Here is a 25,015-nt window from a genome sequence, read left to right on the forward strand (position 1 = left end):
CATGACCTGTAAAGCCTATCGCGCCGCCATTTTGCACAGCATCGCCGACCCCGCCGACGTCGGGATCGAAGCCTCCTATGAGTATTTCGAAGACGGTCTGCTGGTGGTCGACAACGGGCAGATCAAAGCGGTCGGGGCTGCCAGCGAACTGCTTGCAACACTCGCTGATGACATTGAAGTCACCGAATACAAGGATGCCCTGATCACACCGGGCTTTATCGATACACACATCCACTTTCCACAGACCGGAATGATTGGCGCCTACGGCGAGCAATTGCTCGACTGGCTCAACACTTACACCTTCCCGTGCGAAAAACAGTTCGCCGACAAGGCACATGCAGACGAAGTCGCCGATATTTTCCTCAAGGAACTGCTGCGCAATGGCACCACCACAGCGCTGGTGTTTGGCAGCGTGCATCCGCAATCGGTCGATGCCTTGTTTGAAGCTGCCCAGCGACTGGACCTGCGCCTGATCGCCGGCAAAGTGATGATGGACCGCAACGCCCCCGACTACCTGACCGACACCGCCGAAACCGGCTACAGCGAAAGCAAGGCGCTAATCGAGCGGTGGCACGGTAAAGGCCGCCTGCATTACGCGGTTACCCCGCGCTTTGCGCCCACCAGCACCCCTGAGCAATTAACCCTGGCGGGCAAGTTGCTTGGCGAATATCCGGATGTGTATCTGCATACCCATATCAGCGAGAACCTTCAAGAAATCGAGTGGGTCAAATCGTTGTTCCCTGAGCGCAAAGGCTATCTGGATGTGTATGACCACTACCAACTGCTGGGTGAGCGTTCCGTGTTTGCCCACGGGGTGCATTTGTGTGACGAGGAATGTGCACGACTGGCCGAAACCGGGTCGGCGGTGGCTTTCTGCCCGACGTCCAACCTGTTCCTGGGCAGCGGCCTGTTCAACCTGCCGATGGCCGAGAAGCACAAACTCAATGTAGGCCTGGGGACGGATGTGGGTGCGGGTACCAGCTTCTCACTGCTCAACACCCTTAACGAAGCGTACAAGGTCATGCAATTGCAAGGCGCTCGTCTGGATCCGTTCAAGTCCCTGTATCTGGCCACCCTGGGCGGCGCGCGGGCGCTGCGTCTGGAAGACCGGATCGGCAACCTGCAACCGGGCAGCGATGCTGACTTCCTGGTACTGGATTACAACGCAACACCACTGATGAGCTATCGCCTCAAGCAGTCAAAAAACATCGCTGAAACGCTGTTCGTCTTGATGACCTTGGGCGATGACCGCACCGTTCAGCAAACCTATGCCGCGGGCCGCCTGGTGCATCAGCGTTGAAATAACGGCTACTTTGACCTGCACACACTGTTGCAGGTCATAGAGAGTCAAATCCTTGTAGCCGCTGCCGAAGGAACGAGGCTGCGTTCGGCGGCGCAGCCGTCGTAAACCCTGAAAACCGGGTTTAACTGATACACCGCAGTATCAGATTTTACGACGGCTGCGCCGCCGAACGCAGCCTTCGTTCCTCGGCAGCTGCCTTGCAGACACGTGGCCACACGACTGCAATGAATCTTAGAGCTTGGCAGCAGGTCGAGGGCTTTTGCCCTTGGTTTGCAGCAAGTGCGAGAACACCGCGTGCAGATCATCCGAGGCACTTTCTTCGTCGAGGTTGAGCTTACTGTCGATGTGGTCCATGTGATGCATCATCAAGTGCACGGCCTGGGCAGCATCACGGGCTTCAATGGCATCGATCAATTGCATGTGTTCGTCGTAGGAGCAGTGCGAGCGGTTGCCACTCTCGTATTGGGCAATGATCAACGAAGTCTGCGATACCAGGCTGCGCTGAAAGCTGATCAACGGCGCATTCTTGGCCGCTTCAGCCAGCTTCAGGTGGAACTCGCCAGACAAGCGGATCCCCGCACCACGATCGCCTCGTGAAAAGCTGTCGCGTTCGTCCTGCACCATTTTGCGCAGTTGCAACAAATCGTCTGCAGTCGCATGGACCACCGCCAATTCAGTAATGGCCTTTTCAACCAGCCGCCGGGCCAAAAATACCTGGCGTGCTTCTTCTACGCTCGGGCTTGCGACCACCGCTCCACGGTTGGGCCGCAGCAGCACGACCCCTTCATGAGCTAGGCGCGACAATGCACGACGAATGATGGTGCGGCTCACCCCGAAGATTTCGCCCAGTGCCTCTTCACTCAACTTTGTGCCAGGCGCCAGACGCTGTTCGAGGATCGCCTCAAAAATATGCGCATAGACGATATCGTCCTGGGTTCCACTGCGGCCGGCCTTGCCTGAGCGGGATTGTTTCTTGAGAGGCTGCAACTGTTCGTTCATGGGTACTCGTGTGGGGAAGCGGCGGCGGATGAAGTTACGTTAATACGTAAACGGGCGTCGCTGACTGGGAATTAATGCAAAAAGCAAGGCGCATTGTACACAAGCCAGAGTGCCAGTACGACTGTACGGTCATTTACGACCCCGTCTGTATCGCAATGAAATGTGACATTTGCGTTTAGGCTTGCGCCTTGCTCGAACTCTTATCAAGAACAAGGAATAGCGTTCCATGACTGACGCCACGCAGCCGCGACTGCACCCTCTGGCAGACACCTCTCCCTCGGCTGTGGTCGCAGGGTTTATCGCCATGATGACCGGTTACACCAGCTCTCTGGTCCTCATGTTTCAGGCAGGCCAGGCAGCGGGACTCACCAGCGGGCAGATTTCGTCATGGATTTGGGCGCTATCGATCGGCATGGCAATTTGCAGCATAGGCCTGTCTTTGCGTTATCGCACCCCGATTACCATTGCCTGGTCCACACCAGGCGCTGCGCTGCTGATTACCAGTCTGGGCGGTGTCAGTTACCACGAAGCCATCGGTGCCTACATCACCTGTGCGGTGCTGGTCATTATCTGCGGCATGACCGGCAGCTTTGAACGCCTGGTCAAACGCATCCCCTCGTCACTGGCAGCCGCTTTGCTGGCAGGTATTTTGTTCAAGATCGGCAGCGAAATCTTCGTCGCAGCGCAGCACCGAACCGGCCTGGTCATTGGCATGTTTTTCACTTACCTGATAGTCAAACGCCTGTCGCCCCGCTATGCAGTGTTGGCGGCACTGGTGATTGGCACTCTGATCTCGGGCTTGCTAGGGCTCCTTGACTTCAGCGGTTTTGCGCTCGAAGTGGCCGTCCCGGTATGGACAACACCTTCGTTCTCACTGGCTGCGACCATCAGCATCGGTATCCCGCTGTTTGTCGTCGCCATGACGTCGCAAAATATGCCCGGCATCGCCGTTCTGCGAGCCGATGGCTATAACGTGCCCGCTTCACCGCTAATTACCACCACCGGTGTGGCCTCATTGCTGCTGGCACCTTTTGGCTCCCACGGGATTAACCTGGCTGCGATCAGTGCCGCAATCTGCACCGGCCCTCATGCTCACGAAGACCCTAAAAAGCGCTACACCGCAGCCATGTGGTGCGGGATTTTCTACGGCATCGCCGGCGTTTTTGGCGCGACACTCGCCGCGCTGTTCGCAGCCTTGCCCAAGGAGTTGGTGCTGTCGATTGCTGCATTGGCCCTGTTCGGTTCAATCATCAATGGCTTGACCATTGCGATGAGTGAATCCAAGGAGCGTGAGGCGGCCCTGGTTACCTTTATGGTCACAGCATCGGGCATGACCCTGTTCTCGGTCGGTTCGGCTTTTTGGGGAATTGTCGCGGGGGTGCTGACCCTGGTGATCCTGAACTGGAAAGCGCGCTAATAACACGCTAGGAACCTGCGGACCGGGCATATCCTGGGTTCGCATTAAATCGCCAACGCACCGCCATCTATAGCCAACGAATGCCCCGTGGTGAACCCCGCGCCGTCCGAGCACAAGTACAGGACGGCACTGGCCACTTCCTCGACTTTACCGATACGCCCTACTGGATGAATGGCTGCGGCAAACTCGGCCTTGCGCGGATCGGCTTCATGGGCGCGCCGGAACATATCGGTATCAATCACCGCCGGGCACACCGCATTCACCCGAATATGCTTTTTCGCATATTCAATGGCGGCTGATTTTGTCAGCCCAATGACCGCATGTTTGGATGCCGAGTAGATGCTCATTTTTGGCGCAGCCCCCAGCCCGGCAACCGACGCTGTATTGACTATCGCCCCGCCACCCTGAGCCAGCATCAGCGGTAACTGATATTTCATGCATAACCAGACACCTTTGACGTTCACCCCCATGATCGCGTCGAACTCATCCATCGTGCCGTCAGCCAGGCGACCTTGCTCGATCTCGATCCCTGCATTATTGAAGGCATAATCCAGCCGACCGTAGTAGCTGATGACCTGCTCCATCAGCTGCTTGACCTGCTCCTCGACTGTGACATCGCAGCGTACAAATACAGCGCTGCCACCCACCGCCTTTATCTGCTCGACCGTGCATTCACCGCCTGTCACATCCAGATCGGCCACCACCACTTTCAAGCCTTCGCCGGCAAACGCCAAGGCCGTGGCACGACCGATACCAGCTCCTGCGCCCGTAACCACCGCTACTTGTCCGGTAAACGTCATGCCCATTATTTTTATCCTCTCAAGGGTGCACCTGCACTGTGAACCGTTCAAATGCAGTGATCGAGTTATTTATCCGAGTGATATAAGCCTGCCTATGAAGATCACCACCACTGATAAAAACCTATTCGTAAACCTGCATTCACTTGCCCTGAAGCTGAAGAAGGTCTATCAACAGACATCTATTTCAAAGGGGTTATTGCAATGACTGACCAGACAAACCGCCAATTTCTGCTCGCCAAACGTCCATTCGGTGCACCAACCCCTGACACATTTACGTTCCAGAGCGTTGCGGTAGTGCAACCAAAAGAAGGCCAGATCTTGGTCAAGAACGAATACCTGTCCCTCGACCCGGCCATGCGCGGCTGGATGAATGAAGGCAAATCCTATATTCCGCCCGTGGCTCTTGGTGAAGTCATGCGGGCCCTGGGTGTAGGTAAAGTCATTGCCTCCTCCCACCCTGGTTTTGCCGTTGGTGATTACGTCAACGGCGCCTTGGGCGTACAGGATTACTTCGTGGGTGAGCCACGCGGCTTCTATAAAGTAGACCCCAAACTGGTTCCACTGCCTGTGTACTTGTCCGCTTTGGGCATGACCGGCATGACGGCTTACTTTGCCCTGCTCGAAGTCGGTGCACCTAAAACGGGTGACACGGTGGTGATTTCTGGCGCAGCAGGCGCAGTCGGCAGCATTGCCGGTCAAATCGCCAAGCTTAAAGGCTGCCGTGTAGTCGGCATTGCAGGCGGGAAAGAGAAGTGCGCGTTGTTGACCCAAGAGTTGGGCTTTGACGGCGCGATCGACTACAAGAACGAAGATGTTATCGCGGGGCTTAAACGAGAATGCCCTAACGGCGTCGATGTATTTTTCGACAACGTCGGCGGCGATATTCTTGACGCCGTGCTGAGTCGCCTGAACTTCAAGGCTCGCGTCATCATTTGCGGTGCAATTAGTCAGTACAACAACAAGGAAGCCGTGAAAGGCCCGTCCAACTACTTGTCACTGCTGGTCAATCGCGCACGCATGGAAGGCTTTGTAGTGATGGACTACTCCGATCGCTATACAGCAGCCGGGCAGGAAATGGCGGGATGGCTGGCCAAAGGCCAACTAAAAAGCAAAGAACATATTGTTGAAGGGCTTGAAAGCTTTCCGCAAAGCCTGATGAAACTGTTTAGCGGAGAAAACTACGGCAAGCTGGTGTTGAAGATCTGAATCCAAAGTGTGCCTCGGGAGCTGGCTGACCAGCCCCCGAGCAACTCGTTAAGCCAGCTCGGCGACCACTGCAGCCAGTGCTTTGGCCGGATCAGCCGCCTGGCTGATTGGACGACCGATCACCAGGTAATCAGAGCCAGCATCCAGTGCCTGGCGCGGCGTAAGGATACGGCGCTGATCATCCTGAGCGCTGCCTGCGGGACGAATACCCGGGGTTACCAGTTGCAGAGTCGGGTGCGCAGTCTTCAGCGCTTGTGCCTCCAGAGCAGAACACACCAAACCATCCATCCCGGCCTTCTGCGCCAGGGCTGCCAGACGCAACACCTGTTCTTGAGGCTCGATATCCAGGCCAATGGCAGCAAGGTCCTCTCGCTCCATGCTGGTCAACACCGTTACGCCAATCAGCAGAGGCTGCGGGCCAGTACGCTTGTCGAGCACCTCTCGGCAGGCAGCCATCATGCGCAAACCGCCCGAGCAGTGCACGTTAACCATCCAGACGCCCATTTCAGCAGCCGCTTTAACCGCCATTGCCGTGGTATTGGGGATGTCGTGAAACTTGAGATCCAGGAAAACCTCGAAACCCTTGTCACGCAGAGTCCCGACAATTTCCGAGGCGCAACTGGTGAAAAGCTCTTTGCCTACCTTGACGCGGCACAACTTTGGGTCCAATTGATCAGCCAGCTTCAGTGCGGCGTCACGCGTAGGGAAATCCAGGGCGACGATAATAGGAGTCTGGCAGTCGGACATTAGCGGGTTCTCAGGCTGGTCGAAATCGGCGCGCATTGTAGCGGAACCAGCCGCTAACCGGCACCCGATGATCGTAAATTCATGATTATAGTCATTACCGGGGTAATAACGCGCGCTACTGTATAACCGGCCTACAATGGAACGAGTAGACACTTACCGACTCAATATCATAGACAGCTATCCACTGCGCAATCCTTGCCCAGTGAAGTTCCAACCAAGGAGAACACTATGCCCTGGTATGCCTGGTTAATACTGATTGTCGCCATCGGTGCCATCGTGGGCGGCCTGATGACGCTGCGTGACACCGCCAACAAAGTTGAACTGACCGACGAGCAACGCAAGCGCGTAGCTGAACGCAATGCAGAAATGGACGCCAAAGAATCGAAGGATCGATAAACACCTGATTCAGTCAGGGCCTGCATCACAAAGAGTGAGTTTCCAAGGGCAAAAACCTACGCACAATTACATGAATGCCCAATGCATCGCCTTTGAGCTCAACGCTATGATGGTCCATTGCATAAAGAGACACGTGTCATGCGCTACTCACAAGATCATAAAGCCCAAACCCATCAGCGCATCGTCAAAGAAGCATCCGGTCTCTTTCGCAGAGACGGCATTGGTGCAACGGGCCTGCAGCCCCTGATGAAATCCCTGGGCCTCACACACGGCGGTTTTTACGCCCATTTCTCATCCAAAAACGACTTGGTGGAAAAGGCATTGCAACACGCCGCTGGCCAGGTTGACGGTATATGCGCCGAGCTGTTCAGCCAGCCACGACCCCTGCATGCATTCATTGATGCATATTTGTCCGAATGGCATCTGACCTCCCCTCAAGAAGGCTGTCCATTGCCGACCATGTCTGCAGAAATGGCACAACAGGGGCAGGCTAGCGCAACCACCGATTACGTGATCGATACCAGACTCAAACAGATCCAGGCCACACTGCAAGGGCCAGACGCCGAAGACCAAAGTATTGTGATTTTCGCGACTCTGGTAGGAGCACTGGTTCTCGCGCGCGGGGCTGAGAACACTGCGTTAAAGGAAAAGATCCTCGACGTGACGCGTAGCGCCTTGAAGCAATCAACGTCAGACACATGAATACTTTCGTCAGAACAAAAAAAAGCCAGTCAGTGACTGGCTTTCTTCGTTCAACTGCCTGACTTACTTGACCGCCACCTTATTGCGATTCTTTTCAAAGATAGCTTTGCCTATGCCTTTGACTTCAAGCAACTCATCCGCGGACACGAACTCACCATTAGCTTCGCGATAAGCCACGATCGCCTTGGCTTTAACAGCGCCAACGCCAGAGAGCTCACGTTGAAGCGTTACCTCATCAGCGGTGTTGAGATTGATCGTCACCACCTGTGCGCCCGACTCGACTTGCGCAGCTGCAACCGGCTCAGTTGCTTCTACCGAGGGAGCAGCATGAATCACGCTCGAAAAACCCACCATCAACGCCAAAAAGATCGAAGAGATAAAAGCGATACGCATAAGTGACACTCCATTACAGCGTTAAGTTGAAAACAGCTCTCCTGAGCTGTATTCCAAACGTAGGCGATGTGAATCGAGTGTCAAAAATCAGTGCATTGCAGAGTATGTAGTCAAGTTAACTCACTGCGGCGCTGCTGATGAATCCAGTCCACAATTTCACCTTCTGGCGCATAGCCACTGACGGTCTCACGTAGCAACTGGCGAACCCGGACATAATCATCCTTATCTACCGCATCAAGCAGTTGAGACAACCGCTGCTTCAACTCATCCCACGGCAACATGTCCTCGTTAGCGCACATAATCATGGGATGCCGGGTCGCGACTACGTTGTCACCAATCAGTAACTCTTCGTAAAGCTTTTCGCCGGGGCGCAAGCCAGTGAACTCAATTTCTATGTCGCCATGCAGGTTTTTATCGGAGCGAACACTCAAGCCTGAGAGATGAATCATCTTCTCGGCCAACTCGACAATACGCACAGGTTCGCCCATGTCCAGGACAAATACATCGCCCCCCTGCCCCATTGAGCCCGCCTGGATCACCAGTTGCGCGGCCTCAGGAATAGTCATGAAGTAACGAGTAATCTTGGGGTGGGTCACTGTCAGCGGGCCACCGGCCTTGATCTGCTTGTGGAAAAGCGGAATCACCGACCCGGAAGACCCCAGCACATTACCGAAACGAACCATAGTGAAGCGGGTCTTGTTAACCCGTGACACATTAGCGGCATCGTCAAACAATACCGGCGCAATCTCGCGACTGAGCGCCTGCAACGTCATCTCGGCCAAGCGCTTGGTACTGCCCATCACATTGGTCGGTCGCACGGCCTTGTCAGTGGAAATCAGCACAAAGTTCGCGACACCGGATTGCAGCGCCGCCTGGGCGGTGTTGAGCGTACCCATAACGTTATTGAGCACGCCTTCGGCAATATTGTGCTCAACCATGGGGACATGTTTATACGCGGCTGCGTGATACACCGTATCGACATGCCACGTCTTCATCACGTCCAGTAACTTATGTGAATTACGCACTGAACCCAAAATCGGTAGCACTTTCACTGAGAGGGACTCGCGACTAACTCGCTGGTCCAACTCGCCAAAAATGCTGTAAAGATTAAATTCACTGTGCTCGTACAAAAGCAACATCGTCGGTTTCAGGGCCAGAATCTGACGGCACAACTCCGATCCAATGGAACCACCCGCCCCGGTTACCAGCACGCACTGACCTTTAATGCAGTGTTCCAGCAACTCACCTTGGGCCGGTACCGGATCGCGACCCAGCAGGTCAGCGATGTCCACTTCCTGAATGTCATCAACTTTGACCCGGCCACTGGCCAGATCCATAAAGCCGGGAACACTGCGAACGTGGAGCGGAAAACCCTCAAGCAAACCCAGAATTTCACGCCGCCGACCACGGGACGATGAAGGAACAGCCAACAGAAGCTCCTGGGCTCCCGTACGATCAATCATCTGCTGAATGTGTTCTGGCTTGAAGACCTGCAAGCCCGAGATGATGCGATCAGAAATACCCTCATCATCATCAATGAACGCCACAGGCCGCATCGCCCGCCCCATTCGCAAGGCTGCAACCAGCTGATTACCGGCTGCACCGGCACCGTAAATCGCTACACGCGGCAGGCCATCGTCACGACTGGTGAATGGCACATGCTGAGCAGCCGAGAACCAGTCACCCAAAAAGTACTGACGCATAGCTAGGCGCAAACCACCGAGCATCACCAGACTCAGCCACCAGTAGTTAAAAATGATCGAGCGCGGGACGACATTGGCGGGGGTGCTGTACCAGTACATCACCACTGCCAAAACCAACGACGAAAGACTGACGGCTTTGATAATAGCGATCAGCGCATCGTTGCCGAAATACCGCATCACGGCGCGATACATGCCAAAGCGAATAAAAAAGGGGATGGCAACTATTGGTGCGGCTACAAACAGCCAAAAGTGCAATATGACCGGGTTGATCATCTCGTCGATGCCAAGACGTACAACGAACGCAAGCCACAAGGCAATCCAAACGAGTACTACATCTGTGGTGACTTGAATTACGCGTTTTTGTCGCCGAGAAAGGTTGAGTAAGTACGCTCGAATTTTATCCATAAATCCCATGACACCTTTGTTGCTCTAAAAAACCATCAGCCCTTTGCGGCCCGGTACTCCGAACCAACACCGCAAGGTTACACCTCACGCCAACGAAGCTTGCTGAACAACCTCGCTGATTACTTTGCAGGTCAACTCGATTTCTTGCGAGGTCAATGTTGGATGAACCATAAACATCATACTCGTGTCACCCAGTTCTCTCGCATTAGCCAGACGCTGCACAGGACGCCAGTCAGTATTGTCGAAAGCTTTTTCCAGATAAACCTCTGAGCATGAACCGGCAAAGGCGGGCACACCCCGAGCGGCAATTTCATTGAGAATCCGGTCTCGGGACCAGTCCGACTTGAGACAATGAGGGCGTACGAATACATAACATTTATATGCTGCGTGGACCGCATCGTCAGGCAACACGGGAACGCGCAGTGCCGGAAGCTGCTGTGCAACTTTCCAGATAGCCTGGGCATTACTCAGACGAGCGCGGTGCCAATCCTGCATGCGACGCAACTGAATACGACCGATCACGGCCTGAACTTCAAGCATCCGCCAATTGGTACCAAAACTTTCATGCAGCCAGCGAAAGCCAGGAGCATGCTCACGCTCGTAGACAGCTTCCCAGCTCTTACCATGGTCTTTATAAGCCCACATATCGGCCCAGAGCTGACGATCGTTAGTGGTGACCATGCCGCCCTCACCGCCAGTGGTCATGATCTTGTCCTGACAGAATGACCAGGCGCCAATATGACCAATAGAACCGACGGGACGACCTTTATAGTGAGCACCGTGAGCCTGGGCACAGTCTTCAATTACTTTCAGGCCATACTCGTTGGCCAAGGCCATGATCGGGTCCATATCACATGGCCATCCCGCCAAATGAACGCAGATCAATGCCTTGGTACGAGGAGTCAAAACCGCCTGGATGGTTTGCGCTGAAAAATTCTGTGAATCCAGATCAACGTCAGCAAAAACGGGTATCGCACCTGCATTAACAATGCTCGAAACCGACGCGAGGAAAGTACGTGGCGTAACGATAACCTCATCCCCGGCACCTATTGCGAGTGCTTTCAATGCCAGATCAAGAGCCACGGTACCATTAGCCAGGGCAACGGCATAAACAGTGCCCGCCCATTCGGCGAACTCTTTTTCAAAAGATCGTGTCTCTTGGCCTGTCCAGTAATTGACCTTGTTAGACAAGATGACATCACGTGCGGCGTCTGCTTCTTCTTCCGTGAAAGAAGGCCAAGGAGAAAATGGGGTATTCAACACAATTCAGTTCCCATAATTTTTAATGTTATGAAAGTCAGCCCACGTCTGCCCGGGATGAAATAAACCAGCTACGAAGGAATACATTCTCGCGATTATTATTTTGACAAAGCTCTGGCAGGTACACCGACGACAGTCACACCATCAGTAATATTGTTGACCACTGCGGCGCCGGCACCAACCGTGACCTTGGCCCCTATGCTGATCTCTTGCCTGACGCAGGCACCAATTCCAATCCAGCTCATACGCCCAACCTGCACAGCCCCCGCAATTCTCGCGCCAGGACTGACATGAACACAGTCATCTAAAACACAATCATGATCAATACTGCAGCCCGTATTCAAGATAGCGCCATCGCCAATCTTAACACCGGCATTTACAACAACCCCTGCAAAAGCGACGACACCCGCTCCAAGAGTAGCGTATCGACTGATCGTTGCCGATGGATGGACCAAAGAGTCACAAACAATACCGCCCTTGCTCAACTCATCCATTTTTAAGCGTCGAATTTCATTATTACCGATAGCGACGATGACACCATCAAATTCATGGAAGCGTGCTAAAAGCGTCTGTGTATCACCAACGACAGCCCAATGACCCGCAAATTTAGTGGAGGGCCAGTTGTCATCAAAAAACTCTATGTCTGTCCAGCCGCAGCATTCGGCAGTATCGGCCACAACTCGCGAGTGACCTCCAGCTCCCAGGATTGCAAATTTTCTGGGGGGCTTCTCACCCAAAAACTTTGACATGGTTACCTCACCCTCAGCGCTTATTCCTTCACGCACAAAAACCTTTTTAAGGGTCAAGGCAATAATCTTGCAATCCAGCCAAAATGACTGATTTTCAACGTACCAAATGTCGTATTGAAATTTTTGTTCCCAGCTTATGGCATTACGACCGTTGACTTGTGCCCAGCCAGTAATACCGGGCTTTACATCATGACGACGGGCCTGGGCAGGACTATAAAGCGGGAGGTATTCCACCAATAAAGGTCTCGGTCCCACCAGACTCATGTCACCTTTCAATACGTTCCAAAGCCCTGGTAATTCGTCAAGACTGCTGGAACGTAAAAAACTACCCAACCGTGTCATTCGAGCGCTATCCGGCAGCGGGTTACCTGAGTGATCAAATGCATCACGCATGGTTCTGAATTTAATCATTTCGAAGAGTTTGCCATTCAGACCTGGTCGTACCTGACGAAAAAGAACCGGGGATCCAAGATAGCGCCTGACTAACCAAGCAACAAAAAGCAAGATGGGAAATAATAAAATCAATGCAACCATCGAAACAACAACGTCAAATAAACGCTTGAGCATATACCTCACCTGCACCTTGTCTAACTCTCAGCCATCAATAGGGTGATCAAGAACAATATTCTATTTCTTAGCAAGAAAGTTAAAAGCCTTCGAAAACTTTAAGACCCCTTGGTCAAGCGATAAGTGTTTACGATAAAAATCATGCCCTTTTTGAGACATCAGTGCGAGTTCTTCAGCGCTGGAATTCAACAGTAATTCAACACCTGAGACGAGAGAATCTACATTCTCGGACTCAACCACTACGCCACAACCACTCTGTTTTACAAGTTCGGCAGCATCACCATCAACAGCCATCAATAATGGCCTGCCAACTGCCATATAAGCCTGCGTTTTAGAAGGAATAGTGATTTTGAATAAGGGGTCTTTTTTAAGGTGCACCAAAAGGGCATCGGCAGCTTTCAGATAGCCTCCGACTTCCGCCATCGGAACAGCAGGTAAGAAAGTAACGTTTGTGAGTGACTTCTCGATAGCGATTCTTTTTAGAGCATCAACTTCAATCCCCCCACCAAGAAATATGAATTCAACAGGCCTGCTACGCGATTGCAAGGTATACGCCGCATCCAAGACGGCATCCAGTGCTTGAGCTTTGCCCATATTTCCAGCAAAGAGGATACGAAATCTGGCGTTATCAGAGAAACAAATAGGGGTTTCTGCACTGGCGGTGATTTGCTCTTCGGCGCACCAATTATAAATAACTTCAATCTTATCTTCTGGCACCCCCCGCTCAATCAAGACCTTTTTAAAGCCAGGCGAAAGCACCACTAGCTTATCAACATGCCTATACACCCAATCACAAACTTTAGACACAACACCTAGTAGTTTGTCATTAGAGAACATACCGGTTGCTTTGAGTGTGTCCGGCCACATATCCTGAATATCGTACAGTACAGGTACACGACGAAAAAAACGGATAATCGAGGCTGCTATACCCACCGTCAGGGGTGGATGGTACGCATAAATAACATCTGGACGTTTCGCGAAGAACACACCATAAAAAAGACTGGCTGCAGCAAAGCTCACATAATTGAAAACTCGACCAATGCCGCTTTGTCCATGGCTAGGGTACAAAGGAAGCCGAGTTATTTTAACGCCATCAATGAATTCTCTTTGAAACAACTTCAGCTTAAATCCTGGATAGATTTTGCCACCAGGATAATTAGGAAATCCCGTTACCACCTCGACTTCAAATCCTTGCTTGACCAACGCCCTTGCAAAAACAAGTCCTTTGAATGTGGGTTCGGGATCAAACCATTGAGTCAACAGTAAAACACGGACTCCCATTTATTTAATACCTCTTCCAGACCACACGCATGACATAGTCGCGATAGCTGTGAATGATACGAACAATTTTTTCGGCGACATTTGGCATGCTGTAATCTTCTACCAGTCTAAACGACCGCGCTGCGCCACGTTGCTGGGTGCGCAGCAACTCCAATGCTTGCATAACCCGCTCAACCTCCAAGCCCACCATCATCACCGCAGCCTCCTCCATTCCTTCTGGCCGCTCATGAGCTTCACGCAAGTTGAGCGCCGGAAAATTGAGAATTGACGATTCTTCATTAATCGTGCCGCTATCGGACAAAGCCGCTTTAGAATCAAGTTGCAGTTTGTTGTAGTCTTTGAAGCCCAACGGTTTAAGCAGACGCACATTATTGTGAAATGTGACGCCCATGGCATCTACGCGTTTTTGAGTCCGAGGATGAGTAGAGACAATCACCGGATAATCATAATGCTCGGCTACTGTGTTCAAAACATCAACGAGCTTCAAAAAATTCTTATCAGAATCGATATTTTCTTCACGGTGCGCACTGACAACAAAAAACTTGCCTGCCTCAAGACCTAATCGCTCAAGTACATCAGAGGCCTCAATACCTGGACGATAGTAATTCAGCACCTCAAACATTGGACTGCCAGTCTTTATTACCATATCTGGCGACAGGCCTTCACGGAGCAAATAGTCACGCGCAATCGTGCTGTAAGTCAGGTTGATATCAGCGGTGTGATCGACTATACGTCGATTAATTTCTTCAGGGACACGCATATCAAAGCAACGATTACCCGCCTCCATATGGAACGTAGGAATCTTACGACGCTTTGCTGGAATAACAGCCATACAGCTATTAGTATCGCCCAAAACCAGAAGTGCTTCGGGCTCAACTTCAGCCAGTACACGGTCAACGGCAATGATGACATTACCGATGGTTTCGGCACCGGTGCTACCTGCTGCGTTTAAAAAATAATCAGGCTTACGGATGCCGAGGTCATCAAAAAAAATCTGATTAAGTTCATAGTCGTAGTTTTGACCTGTATGAACCAGTATATGTTCACAGCTAACGTCCAATGCAGCCATCACTCTGGACAGGCGTATGATCTCAGGACGCGTACCGACAACAGTAACTACTTTCAATTTTTTCATGACAAACTCTGATTAAAATATATTTAGGCTTTGATACCAACAGGCATTGTGTAAGTATCCGGGTGTTGACGATCGAATATTTCATTCGCCCAAAGCATGACCATCATTTCATCACTGCCAATATTGGTGACATCGTGAGTCCAGCCAGGAACAGTTTCAACAATCTCTGGTTTCTCACCGGAAGTGAACAATTCGTAGAATTCACCTGATACAACATGACGAAAGCGAAAACAGGCTTCGCCCTTGATAACCAAAAACTTTTCAGTTTTTGAGTGATGGTAATGTCCACCTCGCGTGATACCTGGGTGAGCCGTAAAATAAGAAAATTGACCCGCGTCACGCGTTTTTAGCATCTCCACAAATACACCACGAGCATCTCCATATTTAGGAACCTCGTAGGTAAATTGCTCAGGAGGTAAATAGCTTAGGTACGTCGAATAAAGTGCTCGTGTCAGCCCTGACCCTACTGCCTCCGTGATCAAACTATGGCGGCTATCACGAAATGCAACGAGCTGATCAGCCAACTGCCCAACCGTTATCGAATATGCAGGTTCAACTGCGACAAAAGGAGTGCCATGATTTACTCCCTCCATAACGGCAATGAAATGAGCAATGACATCGTCAATGTAGACTAGATTAATAACTGCATCAGGGTTGTTAATCTGAATTGGTAGATTGCGCGAAATATTGTGGCAAAAAGTGGCTACTGCCGAGTTGTAATTAGGCCGAGCCCATTTACCGAACACATTTGGCAAACGAAATAGATGTACCGGTATATTTTGTTTGTCAGAGAAATCCATGAGCGCATTTTCAGCTGCTAACTTACTGATGCCGTAGTCATTCTCGAGTTCTGCTTGGCTTGAAGACGTATAGAGAACGGGTATCTTCCGTCCGCTTGCAACTATTCCATCACACACGGCCTGTGTAAGATCCACATTGCCGGATTTATAATCATTGGGGTTTTCGGGTCGATTAACGCCTGCAAGGTGAAACACGAAGTCCGCTTGCAAAAGCATCTCCTTCAACGAGAACAAGTTGTCCTCCCGGGAGAAGCGTAAAACCTCTATATCCTTGCGTTCGCACAGCTGAACGTACAAATTTTGTGCAATAAATCCATTAGCCCCTGTGATAAGAACTTTCATAGCTTACTCCTCGGGCGCGACGTGTTCGCCACGTTGGATAGCCTGCATAAATGATAGCTTTAAAAGCAACCGCTGCATGCCATCGACATCAAGCCGTTCGGTATTATGAGAGTTGTAATCTTCCATTCTGGATATTTTTTCTTCGCCCTGCTCAACATATTTACTATAGTTCAGGTCCCGCAAATCCGGCGGCACCCGGAAGTACTGACCGCGGTCTTCAGCGCACGCCATTTCTTCTCGACTAAGAAGCGCTTCAAATAATTTTTCACCATGGCGAGTACCAATGACCTGGATAGGATGCTCTGGCATGCCCATCATAGTAATCAACGCGCGCGCCAAGGTTTCGACAGTGGCTGCCGGTGCCTTCTGAACAAACAAGTCACCGTTATTACCGTGTTCAAATGCGTACAAAACAAGATCAACCGCATCCGCCAAAGTCATCATGAAACGGGTCATATTCGGATCAGTAATCGACAGTGGTTTTCCCGCTCGTATTTGTTCAATAAAGAGGGGAATCACTGAGCCCCGGGAAGCCATGACATTACCGTATCGAGTTCCACAAATGACCGTTTTGCTTTCATCGACATTTCTCGATTTAGCAACCATCACTTTTTCCATCATGGCCTTGGATATACCCATGGCGTTAATGGGATACACCGCTTTATCAGTGCTAAGACAAACCACACGCTTAACTTCATTTTGAATGGCAGCTTCAAGCACATTATCAGTGCCTATGACGTTGGTCTTGACCGCCTCCATGGGATGAAATTCACAAGAAGGTACTTGCTTCAGTGCCGCCGCATGGAAGATATAATCAACACCTCGGGTAGCATTCAACACACTTTGATAGTCGCGAACATCGCCAATATAAAATTTTAACTTGGCGTTATTGTAATGCTTGCGCATGTCATCTTGTTTTTTTTCATCACGGCTGAAAATTCTTATTTCAGCAATACCACTGTCTAAAAAACGTTTGAGAACAGCGTTACCGAATGACCCAGTGCCGCCACTGATTAATAATTTTTTTCCTGAAAAATTTTTCACAGCCTATCTTCCTAAAGGGATGCACTATTTTGAAACCATGCACTGCTTGTACGCAGTTATTGCGCTCAACTGATTCGCCCTGACACAGAGACAGGAACAATAAATTCAAAATAAGCATGATTTGAGTTTGATTTGAAAAGTATAGCGCCTTACCGGTATATTAAGTAATACTTGCAAAGCCGTCCCCGAAATACACAACATTGCTTACAAACAAGAGACCCTTATAAAAAAAGTACAAACCTGTTATAACAATACCTACATTAATTCCACGATTAACCTGAAGAGCATAAAATACAAAAATGAAATAACTAAAAATAACAATACGCTCCTCACCTATCAAATACGCACACAAGACCAATGGTAACGAAGCCAGCAAGGCTTCAAGTTTTTTGTCACCGGCATAGCATACGGTTAACAGCGTAAAGAAAAGAGGCTTCAATATTGCCCCGCCCCCTCCCCAAAGATCATAATAGACAAGAAACTTGGATAAGATATGCTCTCTCAATACGAACAACATTCCAAGCATCAACATTATCAAAAACATCAACGACACGAACCCGTAACCGATACGACCTTGAGAAAACTCGCTTAAGACCGTATTGAACCTCCTAACTTGGGCAGACAAGAGAATTATTAAAACTTGCACGTGTGACATAACTGAAACTGCTAAAAATAAAATCTTCCAAAGGCCGGAGGCACTATACGCAATCAAAAAAAACAACAACGACAACTTAAGTCGTTCCGCAGAAAAAGCAAGAACAATGAGGTAAAAATTAAAATACACCATGGGAAACAAAACACGACTCACGTCATGCCTTAGTAGCCATGAAAAAATTTGCTGAAATAGAACGAAATTCAACAATGAAAACAGTACATCTTTCTGTAGGACTGCCGAAAAAAGATAAGTCAACAAGAAATAACCTGCTTCACTTGTCCCCAGGGTCTTTTTATAGAAAACGAAACCCTCCACAAAGGACATATCAGAAACACCACTATAAAACTTCCTATAGAATTCCTGATCACCTGATGTAAAAAAAGGAAACATAAAAAGACTAAAAATTAAAACAGGTAAAGCCCAAGCAGCAGCCAAAGTTCCATGTGAAAAATATTTCATAGCACCACACATTACTGCTTATGATTATTAAACAAGCTGCAACCTTCTACTCTTTATGGTTATTTCAACGTCCCTTGCTCTCTACGTGTTGAAAACGTCTTATCATCGAAAAATGAATGTTTAATCGCACATATTAGAAAAGAAAATAACCCGACACTATTCACATAGCGCTGATCTTTAAATAATTTTAAATTCATATTTGAATTTTCTAGTGCAATAAACCCATCAACAGTTTGTTCGATACTAAAAGAAGTCGACTTGACTTTACATGCCATCGCTGCCGTTTCCCAACTTTCAGCACTAAGCATTAGCTGAATCAAAACATCCTTGATCGATCGAGTTATTTGGTTGGTGTCAAATTCATTATATGAAAGCCCCTTAATATCACTCAACAACCCATAGGTTATTGGTTGATCGGTCGACTCAATGCCAATGATCGCAGGTACACCCAAGGCAGCAGCCTCTAGAATAGCTGTACCGCTACCAACAAATGCCAATGCACCGTCTAGAACCCTCGGAATATCTTCGTATGCAATGCTTCCTTTAAACTGAACAGCAGACTCCAACTTTAAGTAGGACACCAGCTTTCGTAATTCAGGTTCATATTCACCCGTACCGTATATCTCGTATACTAAATCCGGACGGATCTTGCTCAGCTGAGGCAACAAAGAAATAATATGCCGGTTATATGATTTGAATGCATATAAATTCCCAATTGACACTAAACGGTTAGAATCAGCCTTTCCTAATAACTTAACCTCTGCCCTTGGCATCTCTATGCCTATAGGAACAATGGTAGATTTTGAATAGTCATTGTCGAAAAACTTTTCATATGAAGAGCGATTTTTCTCGTTAAAAAAAACTATACTCTCTGGCGGAAGTAGCCCAAACAGCATTTTTGCATTTTTTGCAAAATAATATGGAACGCCATCAAACATGACTTCATTCTGATGGTAGATACCGAAAGATATTTTAAACTCAACGTTTAGAGCATCCAAACATCGCTTAACAAAAAGCAAACCGAAAACACCCATAACGTGCACATGCCCATTATAGATATTTACGAGATTTAAAATTTTCGAAAAATTCAGAGGAGCAAAAATACCCAGTGGAGAGTACATTAACGGCACGTAGACTTTATGTACAATATCTTTTAGGTAGTAAACGTCTGCGTACTGAGCAATACTTTTCTGTAGCCCATCATTCACTTTATCCATCAGAACTAAAACGCCAATCCTCCTATTTCTTTTTTTAAATTCCCTTGCCACTCTCAAAATAAAAGTTGTGCCACCGTTAAGTTCTAAAACATTAGCTACTAGAAGCATTGACTTTCCTAGGCAAGGGTGAACCCTTCAGATAAATACCAAAGCACACTGTAGAGAGCGCAAAATAAATAATATATGAAACGGCATAAGCAATCATAACCGCCCTAATATCCCCATAGAGGTGCAACATCAGCATTGAAAGCAACAAGAACAAACCATTCTGCACGAGTTCGGCCGCAATATAAATTTTTGTCGCTGCCTTGGCAACAGCCACAAAACCGATTACGTAGGATGAAACTCTAAACAGATCACCGAGCAATTGAAAAATCACAACATCACCCAGCGAATTGAAACTATCTGCCAGGATGAGAGGAATTAGAAAGTTACGCCCCATATAGAATACAGCTGCACCAACACTGAACAACATCGCCATCAAAATTAAATACTTGAGCGTAATACGACCAATAGTTTTCCTATCATCAAGCCGCGAGATAGTCGGTACAAAATAGTACGCTAGAAAAACCGTAAAGAAGCCAAGATAAGCGCCTGAAAGTTTAATAGCGCCTTGCCAGATCCCCGCTGAGGTATACCCCGCCGAATCGATTAAAACATGCCTTATAATCATTTCCACCACAGGGAAAGTTAAGGCACTTGTCAACATCATCACCGTAAAGGCTGATAGACGTGTAAACTCGATTAATTTGAGTTTTCGTATTTTCACTTTTCCGAAAAAAGCTGACCTGCAATAAAAATAAAAAGCCGGCCCAAAGGTAATTACATACATAACGAGAACTGAAAGTATCGCACCAACTAAACCAAACTGAACCACAAGACTCCATATGATAGGAACAGCCAGGGCACTCCCTATAATTTGTATCTTAGAATAGACCTCTGTTTGCATCAGCCCATTACTAACGCCAATAACCAAATTTACAAAAGCAAACAAAGGTTGAATACATGCCAGTGCAATAATGACCCAATACATACCGGGGTCATTGAAAACTACTACAGCTAAGGATTGGGAGAAAATTACGCCAAGACAAAGAAAAACACCACAAAAAACTGCGGAGTAGGTTGTCGCGGTAGACAAGAACCGCAAAAGTTGTTTCGGACAGGATGCATATTCTGCCACATACTTAATAACTGCGTTGGTAATCCCTCCTCCAGCGACCATATAAACCATGGTCGACATGCTCATAAATTGGCCCAACTGCCCCATGCCATCTGCGCCAAGATAGAAAGCTATTATTTTAATCAGCACTAATCCCATGACGATTCGGGACAAGTGAGCACAGCTTGTTAAAATGGCACCATTCAATACCTTCATGGGCGTTTAGATTTCAGCTAGCACAGTTGCAGCAGCACGAATTACCTGATTACGCTCTTCTGGCAACATACCACCCCACATCGGGAGCCTGACCAGCTTTTCACTTTCAGAGGTCGTGAACTTATCAACCCCTGACAAGGCAGCACACCGTTTACCACAAGGCGAAGAGTGCAGAGGTACATAGTGAAAAACCGTCATTACATTACGAGCTTTCATCCCCTCGATGAATTTCGTTCTTGCGCCTAGGTTCTTTAACTTTATGTAAAACATATGTGCATTATGTACACAGCTTTCCGGAACACTAGGTAGCTCTACCTTATCAATAAATCCCGCAAAGGCCTCATAGTATATTTTCCACGTCCGCAGCCTGTCTTCATTGACTTCTGTTGCGCATAATAGCTGCCCATACAGATACGCCGCTTGTAATTCAGAGGGCAAGTAACTACTTCCAATATCGACCCATGTATACTTATCGACCATCCCCCTCCAAAACTGCCCCCTATTCGTACCTTTTTCCCGTATTATTTCGGCCCTATTTACTAGCGATGTATCATTAATAATGAGCAAGCCACCCTCCCCTCCACTTGTATAATTTTTAGTTTCGTGAAAGCTGTAGGTTCCCAAGTGACCAATGGTTCCAAGTGGTTTCCCCTTATAGGTCGACATCATCCCCTGTGCCGCATCTTCAATTACATAAAGCCCATGACGAGTTGCGATAGCCATTATCGCGTCCATCTCACACCCAACACCTGCATAATGAACTGGAACAATAGCTCTGGTTTTATCTGTGACGGCCGCTTCAATCAAGGTTTCATCTATATTCATAGTATCTGGCCTGACATCGACGAATATGACCTTAGCACCACGCATAATAAACGCATTCGCCGTACTGACGAATGTATAACTTGGCATAATGACTTCGTCGCCAGGTTGAATATTAATAAGAATGGCAGCCATTTCCAGAGCGTGAGTGCACGAAGGCGTCAAGAGCGCTTTCGCGCAGCCCAGATGCTCTTCGAACCATCGATGGCAAAGTTGACCAAATTCGCCATCGCCAGACATTTTAGCGCTACGCATAGCGGCAGTAACGTATTTATCTTCATTACCAGTATAAAGAGGTCTATTAAACGGGATCATTATTTTGCTCTTTTAGAAATTCAACTTCTAACAATAAAAGATCTTTTTTTCGCTCTTTTATTCGCTTGGCCGGCACACCTGTATATATCCCCCATACGTCAGTGCTCTTGGTGACTAATGCCATGGCACCTACAGAACACCCTTCTGCAATGGTAACGCCAGGAAGGATAGTTGAACCCGCACCAACTATCACATGACGCTGCAACAAAACAGCTGAGAACTTCTCATTTTTATATTTCTTGGGGATTAAAGAATTAGTTAACGTTTCGCCTGTATAATCATCTGACTGAGAGAATATTTTCACACCATAGGCCAAGGTGCAGAAATCCTCAAAAATAATGCCTGCCACCCCACCCGCGACCAAACACATAGGGGTGATGTGATTATACTTTCCAATTTTAACCTTTCCAGAAATCACACAAAAATCATCAATCCGGGAAAAATCACCGATTTCAATCTCGCAAGCATTATAGATACTTGCCTTATCACTGATTTTTACGCCCTGCCCTAGACTTTTGAATCCAGATGAGTGGAGTTGCTCTTCCGTCAGGTATGACATTCATTCACCCTATGTGCCAAGAGAACCTTGGAGGCTACCGCTCGATAACTGTGCTCAGATTCAAACAGGTGCGATATTATACCTTACAAGCACTCATTATCATTCACCTACAAGCACAGCCACACAATCAATCATCGCAATGATCTTATTTTAAATGACAGACTCAAGAGTTAACGCTTGAGAATCTTTTTCGCTAATCTTAAATCCACCTAAATCCGGCCATTTAATGTTCAAAGCGGGATCACTCCACAAAATGGTTCGCTCGGAATCCTTGTGATAATAATCCGTAGTCTTATACAAAAAATGTGTATCGTTTTCTAGTGCTACGAACCCATGCGCAAAACCTTCTGGAATCCATAACATCAAATTATTGCTACAATTCAACTCAATTCCGAACCACTGCAGGTAGGTTTTCGATGACTTTCTTATGTCGACAACCACATCGTATGCAGCGCCTCTTACGACCCGCACTAACTTCCCTTGCGCATACGGCGCTGCTTGAAAATGCAACCCCCTCAAGACAGATTTAGATGAGCACGAGTGATTATCCTGTACAAAAGCTTTAGGCATGGAAAGATTCAAAGACTCTAAACTTTTATAGAAATCTCTTTCGTTAAAGGTTTCCATAAACCAACCCCGTGAATCCTTGAAAATAACAGGTTCTATGACCAGCACATCCGGAATATTGGTTCTCGTGATTTTCATCTTTATTTAGCTTCCAAGAACATATTCAACAGATACTGTCCATATCCTGTCTTTTCAAATTTCTTTCCCTGAAACTCTAGCATTTCGGGTGTTATCCACCCCTTATTGAAAGCAATTTCCTCCAAACAAGCCACTTTCAAGCCCTGACGCTGTTCGATGGTATGCACGAAGTGACTGGCCTCCAGCAAAGACTCATGAGTACCGGTATCCAGCCATGCGAAACCACGTCCCAGCATTTCAACCGTCAGACTGTTTTGCTCAAGATAAGCGCGATTGACGTCAGTAATTTCAAGCTCTCCCCGCGAAGATGGCTTGATATTTTTTGCAATTTCCACCACTTGATTATCGTAGAAATACAACCCTGTCACCGCGTAGTTGGACTTGGGTTTTGCTGGCTTTTCTTCAATGCTCAGTGCACGGCCTGTGCCATCAAACTCAACAACACCAAAACGCTCCGGGTCCGAAACATGGTAGCCAAAGACGGTGGCACCTGTTTCCTGGGACATAGCGGAGCGCAGGTTGCCAGAAAAATTCTGGCCGTAAAATATGTTGTCGCCGAGGATCAAGCAGACCGGATCTTTGCCAATGAACTCTTCGCCAATGATAAAGGCTTGTGCCAATCCATCGGGGCTAGGCTGCTCGGCGTAGCTCAATTCAATACCGTATTGACTACCATCACCCAGCAGTTTTTTGAAGCAAGGTAAATCTTCTGGTGTTGAGATGATCAAGATTTCTTGCATACCCGCCAGCATCAGTACTGACAGCGGATAGAAGATCATTGGCTTGTCGTAAATCGGCAGCATCTGCTTGGACACACCCAGCGTGAGTGGATGCAGACGCGTACCTGAACCGCCAGCGAGGATGATGCCTTTGCGTTTGAGGGAGGTCATTGTTAAAGCACTTCCTTAACTATTGGGGTGCATCGCCTGTCATTCATACAGGTGATGACTGAATTCGTTTTTTTACAAAACACGCTACCGCCCCAGGATTCATCGTCAATTTCCTGAGAACGCGTTTTGTTTTTTTGCCCCGGCCATGACCAGAGTTTTTTATTTAACGGTTAGTGATACTCGCCAAAGGCAAACTGATCTGTTGCTGACGATTCATTAAATTGATAAGCAAAATAACTCTTTCTTCGCCATCCATAGTCATGAATATGGATTCAATGCCTGCAAAGCCTTGATCAAGAATGGTGACTTTTTCACCGGGCTTAAACGCGGTGATGATGTGGCTGTCTGCACGATCTTGTAGTTGCGCTACCAACTCATGACTGACAGCCAGGGGGCGGCCGCCAAAGGCGACAACACGCGCTACGCCGCGCGTAGAACGCAAGGGAGCCCAGTTGGCACCTTGAGGCATATGAATAAAAAGATAACCCGGAAAGAGGGATTCCTGGACGTGCTGCATCTGGCCGCGTACCAGTCGTTCGCGTCGGCAGGCGGGACGTGAGCACTCATAGCCCTGTCGCAGAAGGTTTTCCTCTGCACGCTCGTCCTGCCTGGGCTTGCATTGCACCAGATACCAGTCGCCGGGCCCGGATGCGACGGGGTCCTGGGTTACTGCGCTGCTTGTCATGTGCATGGGTCATTCATTAATAGGTTCTTCCGTGTTTACCATCGTGCAGCGCATGCGCCAATGGCCGCAATTGGGTTCTGATCA

General features: G+C 48.7%; 24 protein-coding genes and 1 pseudogene. 5 read left to right on the top strand and 20 right to left on the bottom strand.

Annotated features, from left to right (window positions below; genetic code table 11):
* Position 1: 1 nt before the first annotated feature.
* Positions 2–1,300, top strand: a complete 1,299-nt coding sequence (gene guaD / locus TU76_RS20490; RefSeq protein ID WP_162207966.1) for a guanine deaminase — start codon at positions 2–4, stop codon at positions 1,298–1,300.
* Positions 1,301–1,534: 234 nt separating this feature from the next.
* On the opposite strand, the gene TU76_RS20495 is transcribed toward guaD, so the two are convergent.
* The gene (locus TU76_RS20495) at positions 1,535–2,302 is read right to left on the bottom strand and encodes a GntR family transcriptional regulator (RefSeq protein ID WP_019826729.1); all 768 of its coding nucleotides are present in this window, start codon (positions 2,300–2,302) and stop codon (positions 1,535–1,537) included.
* Positions 2,303–2,528: 226 nt separating this feature from the next.
* Here TU76_RS20495 and TU76_RS20500 point away from each other — a divergent pair, with 226 nt between their 5' ends.
* Positions 2,529–3,719, top strand: a complete 1,191-nt coding sequence (locus TU76_RS20500; RefSeq protein WP_048352415.1) for a benzoate/H(+) symporter BenE family transporter — start codon at positions 2,529–2,531, stop codon at positions 3,717–3,719.
* A 44-nt stretch (positions 3,720–3,763) separates the two neighbouring features.
* Here TU76_RS20500 and TU76_RS20505 read toward each other — a convergent pair whose 3' ends face one another.
* Complete coding sequence (locus TU76_RS20505; protein ID WP_019826732.1) at positions 3,764–4,525, bottom strand: SDR family oxidoreductase; 762 nt, start codon at positions 4,523–4,525, stop codon at positions 3,764–3,766.
* A 195-nt stretch (positions 4,526–4,720) separates the two neighbouring features.
* Here TU76_RS20505 and TU76_RS20510 point away from each other — a divergent pair, with 195 nt between their 5' ends.
* Positions 4,721–5,725 carry an NADP-dependent oxidoreductase gene (locus TU76_RS20510; protein WP_019826733.1) on the top strand — a complete coding sequence of 335 codons (1,005 nt, stop codon included), beginning with the start codon at positions 4,721–4,723 and terminating at the stop codon, positions 5,723–5,725.
* 48 nt (positions 5,726–5,773) lie between these two features.
* On the opposite strand, the gene pyrF is transcribed toward TU76_RS20510, so the two are convergent.
* The gene (gene pyrF, locus TU76_RS20515; protein WP_162207968.1) at positions 5,774–6,472 is read right to left on the bottom strand and encodes an orotidine-5'-phosphate decarboxylase; all 699 of its coding nucleotides are present in this window, start codon (positions 6,470–6,472) and stop codon (positions 5,774–5,776) included.
* 228 nt (positions 6,473–6,700) lie between these two features.
* Here pyrF and TU76_RS24935 point away from each other — a divergent pair, with 228 nt between their 5' ends.
* On the top strand, positions 6,701–6,868 hold the full coding sequence (locus TU76_RS24935; protein ID WP_019826736.1) for a DUF2897 family protein: 168 nt from the start codon (positions 6,701–6,703) through the stop codon (positions 6,866–6,868).
* A gap of 138 nt (positions 6,869–7,006) precedes the next feature.
* The gene (locus TU76_RS20520) at positions 7,007–7,570 is read left to right on the top strand and encodes a TetR/AcrR family transcriptional regulator (RefSeq protein ID WP_048352416.1); all 564 of its coding nucleotides are present in this window, start codon (positions 7,007–7,009) and stop codon (positions 7,568–7,570) included.
* A gap of 63 nt (positions 7,571–7,633) precedes the next feature.
* Here the strand turns inward: TU76_RS20520 and TU76_RS20525 are convergent, their stop codons facing one another.
* From TU76_RS20525 to rfaH, 17 genes and pseudogenes are all read right to left on the bottom strand, one after another.
* A complete protein-coding gene (locus TU76_RS20525; protein WP_019826739.1) occupies positions 7,634–7,963 on the bottom strand; it encodes a ComEA family DNA-binding protein in 330 nt (109 codons plus the stop codon).
* Positions 7,964–8,073: 110 nt separating this feature from the next.
* Positions 8,074–10,071 carry a polysaccharide biosynthesis protein gene (locus TU76_RS20530; RefSeq protein ID WP_048352417.1) on the bottom strand — a complete coding sequence of 666 codons (1,998 nt, stop codon included), beginning with the start codon at positions 10,069–10,071 and terminating at the stop codon, positions 8,074–8,076.
* A gap of 84 nt (positions 10,072–10,155) precedes the next feature.
* Positions 10,156–11,334: a DegT/DnrJ/EryC1/StrS family aminotransferase gene (locus tag TU76_RS20535; protein ID WP_048352418.1), complete on the bottom strand. Its 1,179-nt coding sequence runs from the start codon at positions 11,332–11,334 to the stop codon at positions 10,156–10,158.
* 95 nt (positions 11,335–11,429) lie between these two features.
* Complete coding sequence (locus tag TU76_RS25670) at positions 11,430–12,080, bottom strand: acetyltransferase (protein WP_231984278.1); 651 nt, start codon at positions 12,078–12,080, stop codon at positions 11,430–11,432.
* Positions 12,057–12,647: pseudogene (locus tag TU76_RS25675) on the bottom strand (sugar transferase); the annotation flags it as partial. The gene TU76_RS25670 and the pseudogene TU76_RS25675, both read right to left, overlap by 24 nt.
* Before the next feature lie 60 nt (positions 12,648–12,707).
* On the bottom strand, positions 12,708–13,928 hold the full coding sequence (locus TU76_RS20545) for a glycosyltransferase family 4 protein (protein WP_048352420.1): 1,221 nt from the start codon (positions 13,926–13,928) through the stop codon (positions 12,708–12,710).
* Between the two features lie 4 nt (positions 13,929–13,932).
* On the bottom strand, positions 13,933–15,063 hold the full coding sequence (gene wecB, locus TU76_RS20550; RefSeq protein ID WP_048352421.1) for a non-hydrolyzing UDP-N-acetylglucosamine 2-epimerase: 1,131 nt from the start codon (positions 15,061–15,063) through the stop codon (positions 13,933–13,935).
* 23 nt (positions 15,064–15,086) lie between these two features.
* Positions 15,087–16,205 carry a UDP-2-acetamido-2,6-beta-L-arabino-hexul-4-ose reductase gene (wbjC, locus tag TU76_RS20555; protein WP_048352422.1) on the bottom strand — a complete coding sequence of 373 codons (1,119 nt, stop codon included), beginning with the start codon at positions 16,203–16,205 and terminating at the stop codon, positions 15,087–15,089.
* A 3-nt stretch (positions 16,206–16,208) separates the two neighbouring features.
* Positions 16,209–17,249, bottom strand: coding sequence for a polysaccharide biosynthesis protein (locus tag TU76_RS20560; RefSeq protein WP_019826754.1), 1,041 nt, complete (start codon positions 17,247–17,249; stop codon positions 16,209–16,211).
* A 160-nt stretch (positions 17,250–17,409) separates the two neighbouring features.
* Entirely contained in the window at positions 17,410–18,363 is a 954-nt protein-coding gene (locus TU76_RS20565) for a hypothetical protein (protein WP_151121081.1), read from the bottom strand.
* 59 nt (positions 18,364–18,422) lie between these two features.
* Positions 18,423–19,688: a glycosyltransferase family 4 protein gene (locus tag TU76_RS20570; RefSeq protein ID WP_048352424.1), complete on the bottom strand. Its 1,266-nt coding sequence runs from the start codon at positions 19,686–19,688 to the stop codon at positions 18,423–18,425.
* Positions 19,672–20,955, bottom strand: coding sequence for an O-antigen translocase (locus TU76_RS20575; protein ID WP_019826760.1), 1,284 nt, complete (start codon positions 20,953–20,955; stop codon positions 19,672–19,674). The genes TU76_RS20570 and TU76_RS20575 overlap by 17 nt, the downstream gene beginning before the upstream one ends.
* Positions 20,956–20,961: 6 nt before the next feature.
* Positions 20,962–22,092: a dTDP-4-amino-4,6-dideoxygalactose transaminase gene (gene rffA, locus TU76_RS20580; protein ID WP_048352425.1), complete on the bottom strand. Its 1,131-nt coding sequence runs from the start codon at positions 22,090–22,092 to the stop codon at positions 20,962–20,964.
* Entirely contained in the window at positions 22,079–22,651 is a 573-nt protein-coding gene (locus TU76_RS20585; RefSeq protein ID WP_019826764.1) for an acyltransferase, read from the bottom strand. The genes rffA and TU76_RS20585 overlap by 14 nt, the downstream gene beginning before the upstream one ends.
* A 150-nt stretch (positions 22,652–22,801) precedes the next feature.
* Positions 22,802–23,356: a dTDP-4-dehydrorhamnose 3,5-epimerase gene (gene rfbC / locus TU76_RS20590; protein ID WP_048352426.1), complete on the bottom strand. Its 555-nt coding sequence runs from the start codon at positions 23,354–23,356 to the stop codon at positions 22,802–22,804.
* Positions 23,357–23,358: 2 nt separating this feature from the next.
* A complete protein-coding gene (gene rfbA / locus TU76_RS20595; protein WP_048352427.1) occupies positions 23,359–24,246 on the bottom strand; it encodes a glucose-1-phosphate thymidylyltransferase RfbA in 888 nt (295 codons plus the stop codon).
* A gap of 163 nt (positions 24,247–24,409) precedes the next feature.
* Entirely contained in the window at positions 24,410–24,931 is a 522-nt protein-coding gene (gene rfaH, locus TU76_RS20600) for a transcription/translation regulatory transformer protein RfaH (protein ID WP_401370919.1), read from the bottom strand.
* Positions 24,932–25,015: the final 84 nt, after the last annotated feature.

This window comes from Pseudomonas psychrophila (genome assembly GCF_001043005.1).
In the GTDB taxonomy this organism is placed as follows: Bacteria; Pseudomonadota; Gammaproteobacteria; order Pseudomonadales; family Pseudomonadaceae; genus Aquipseudomonas; species Aquipseudomonas psychrophila.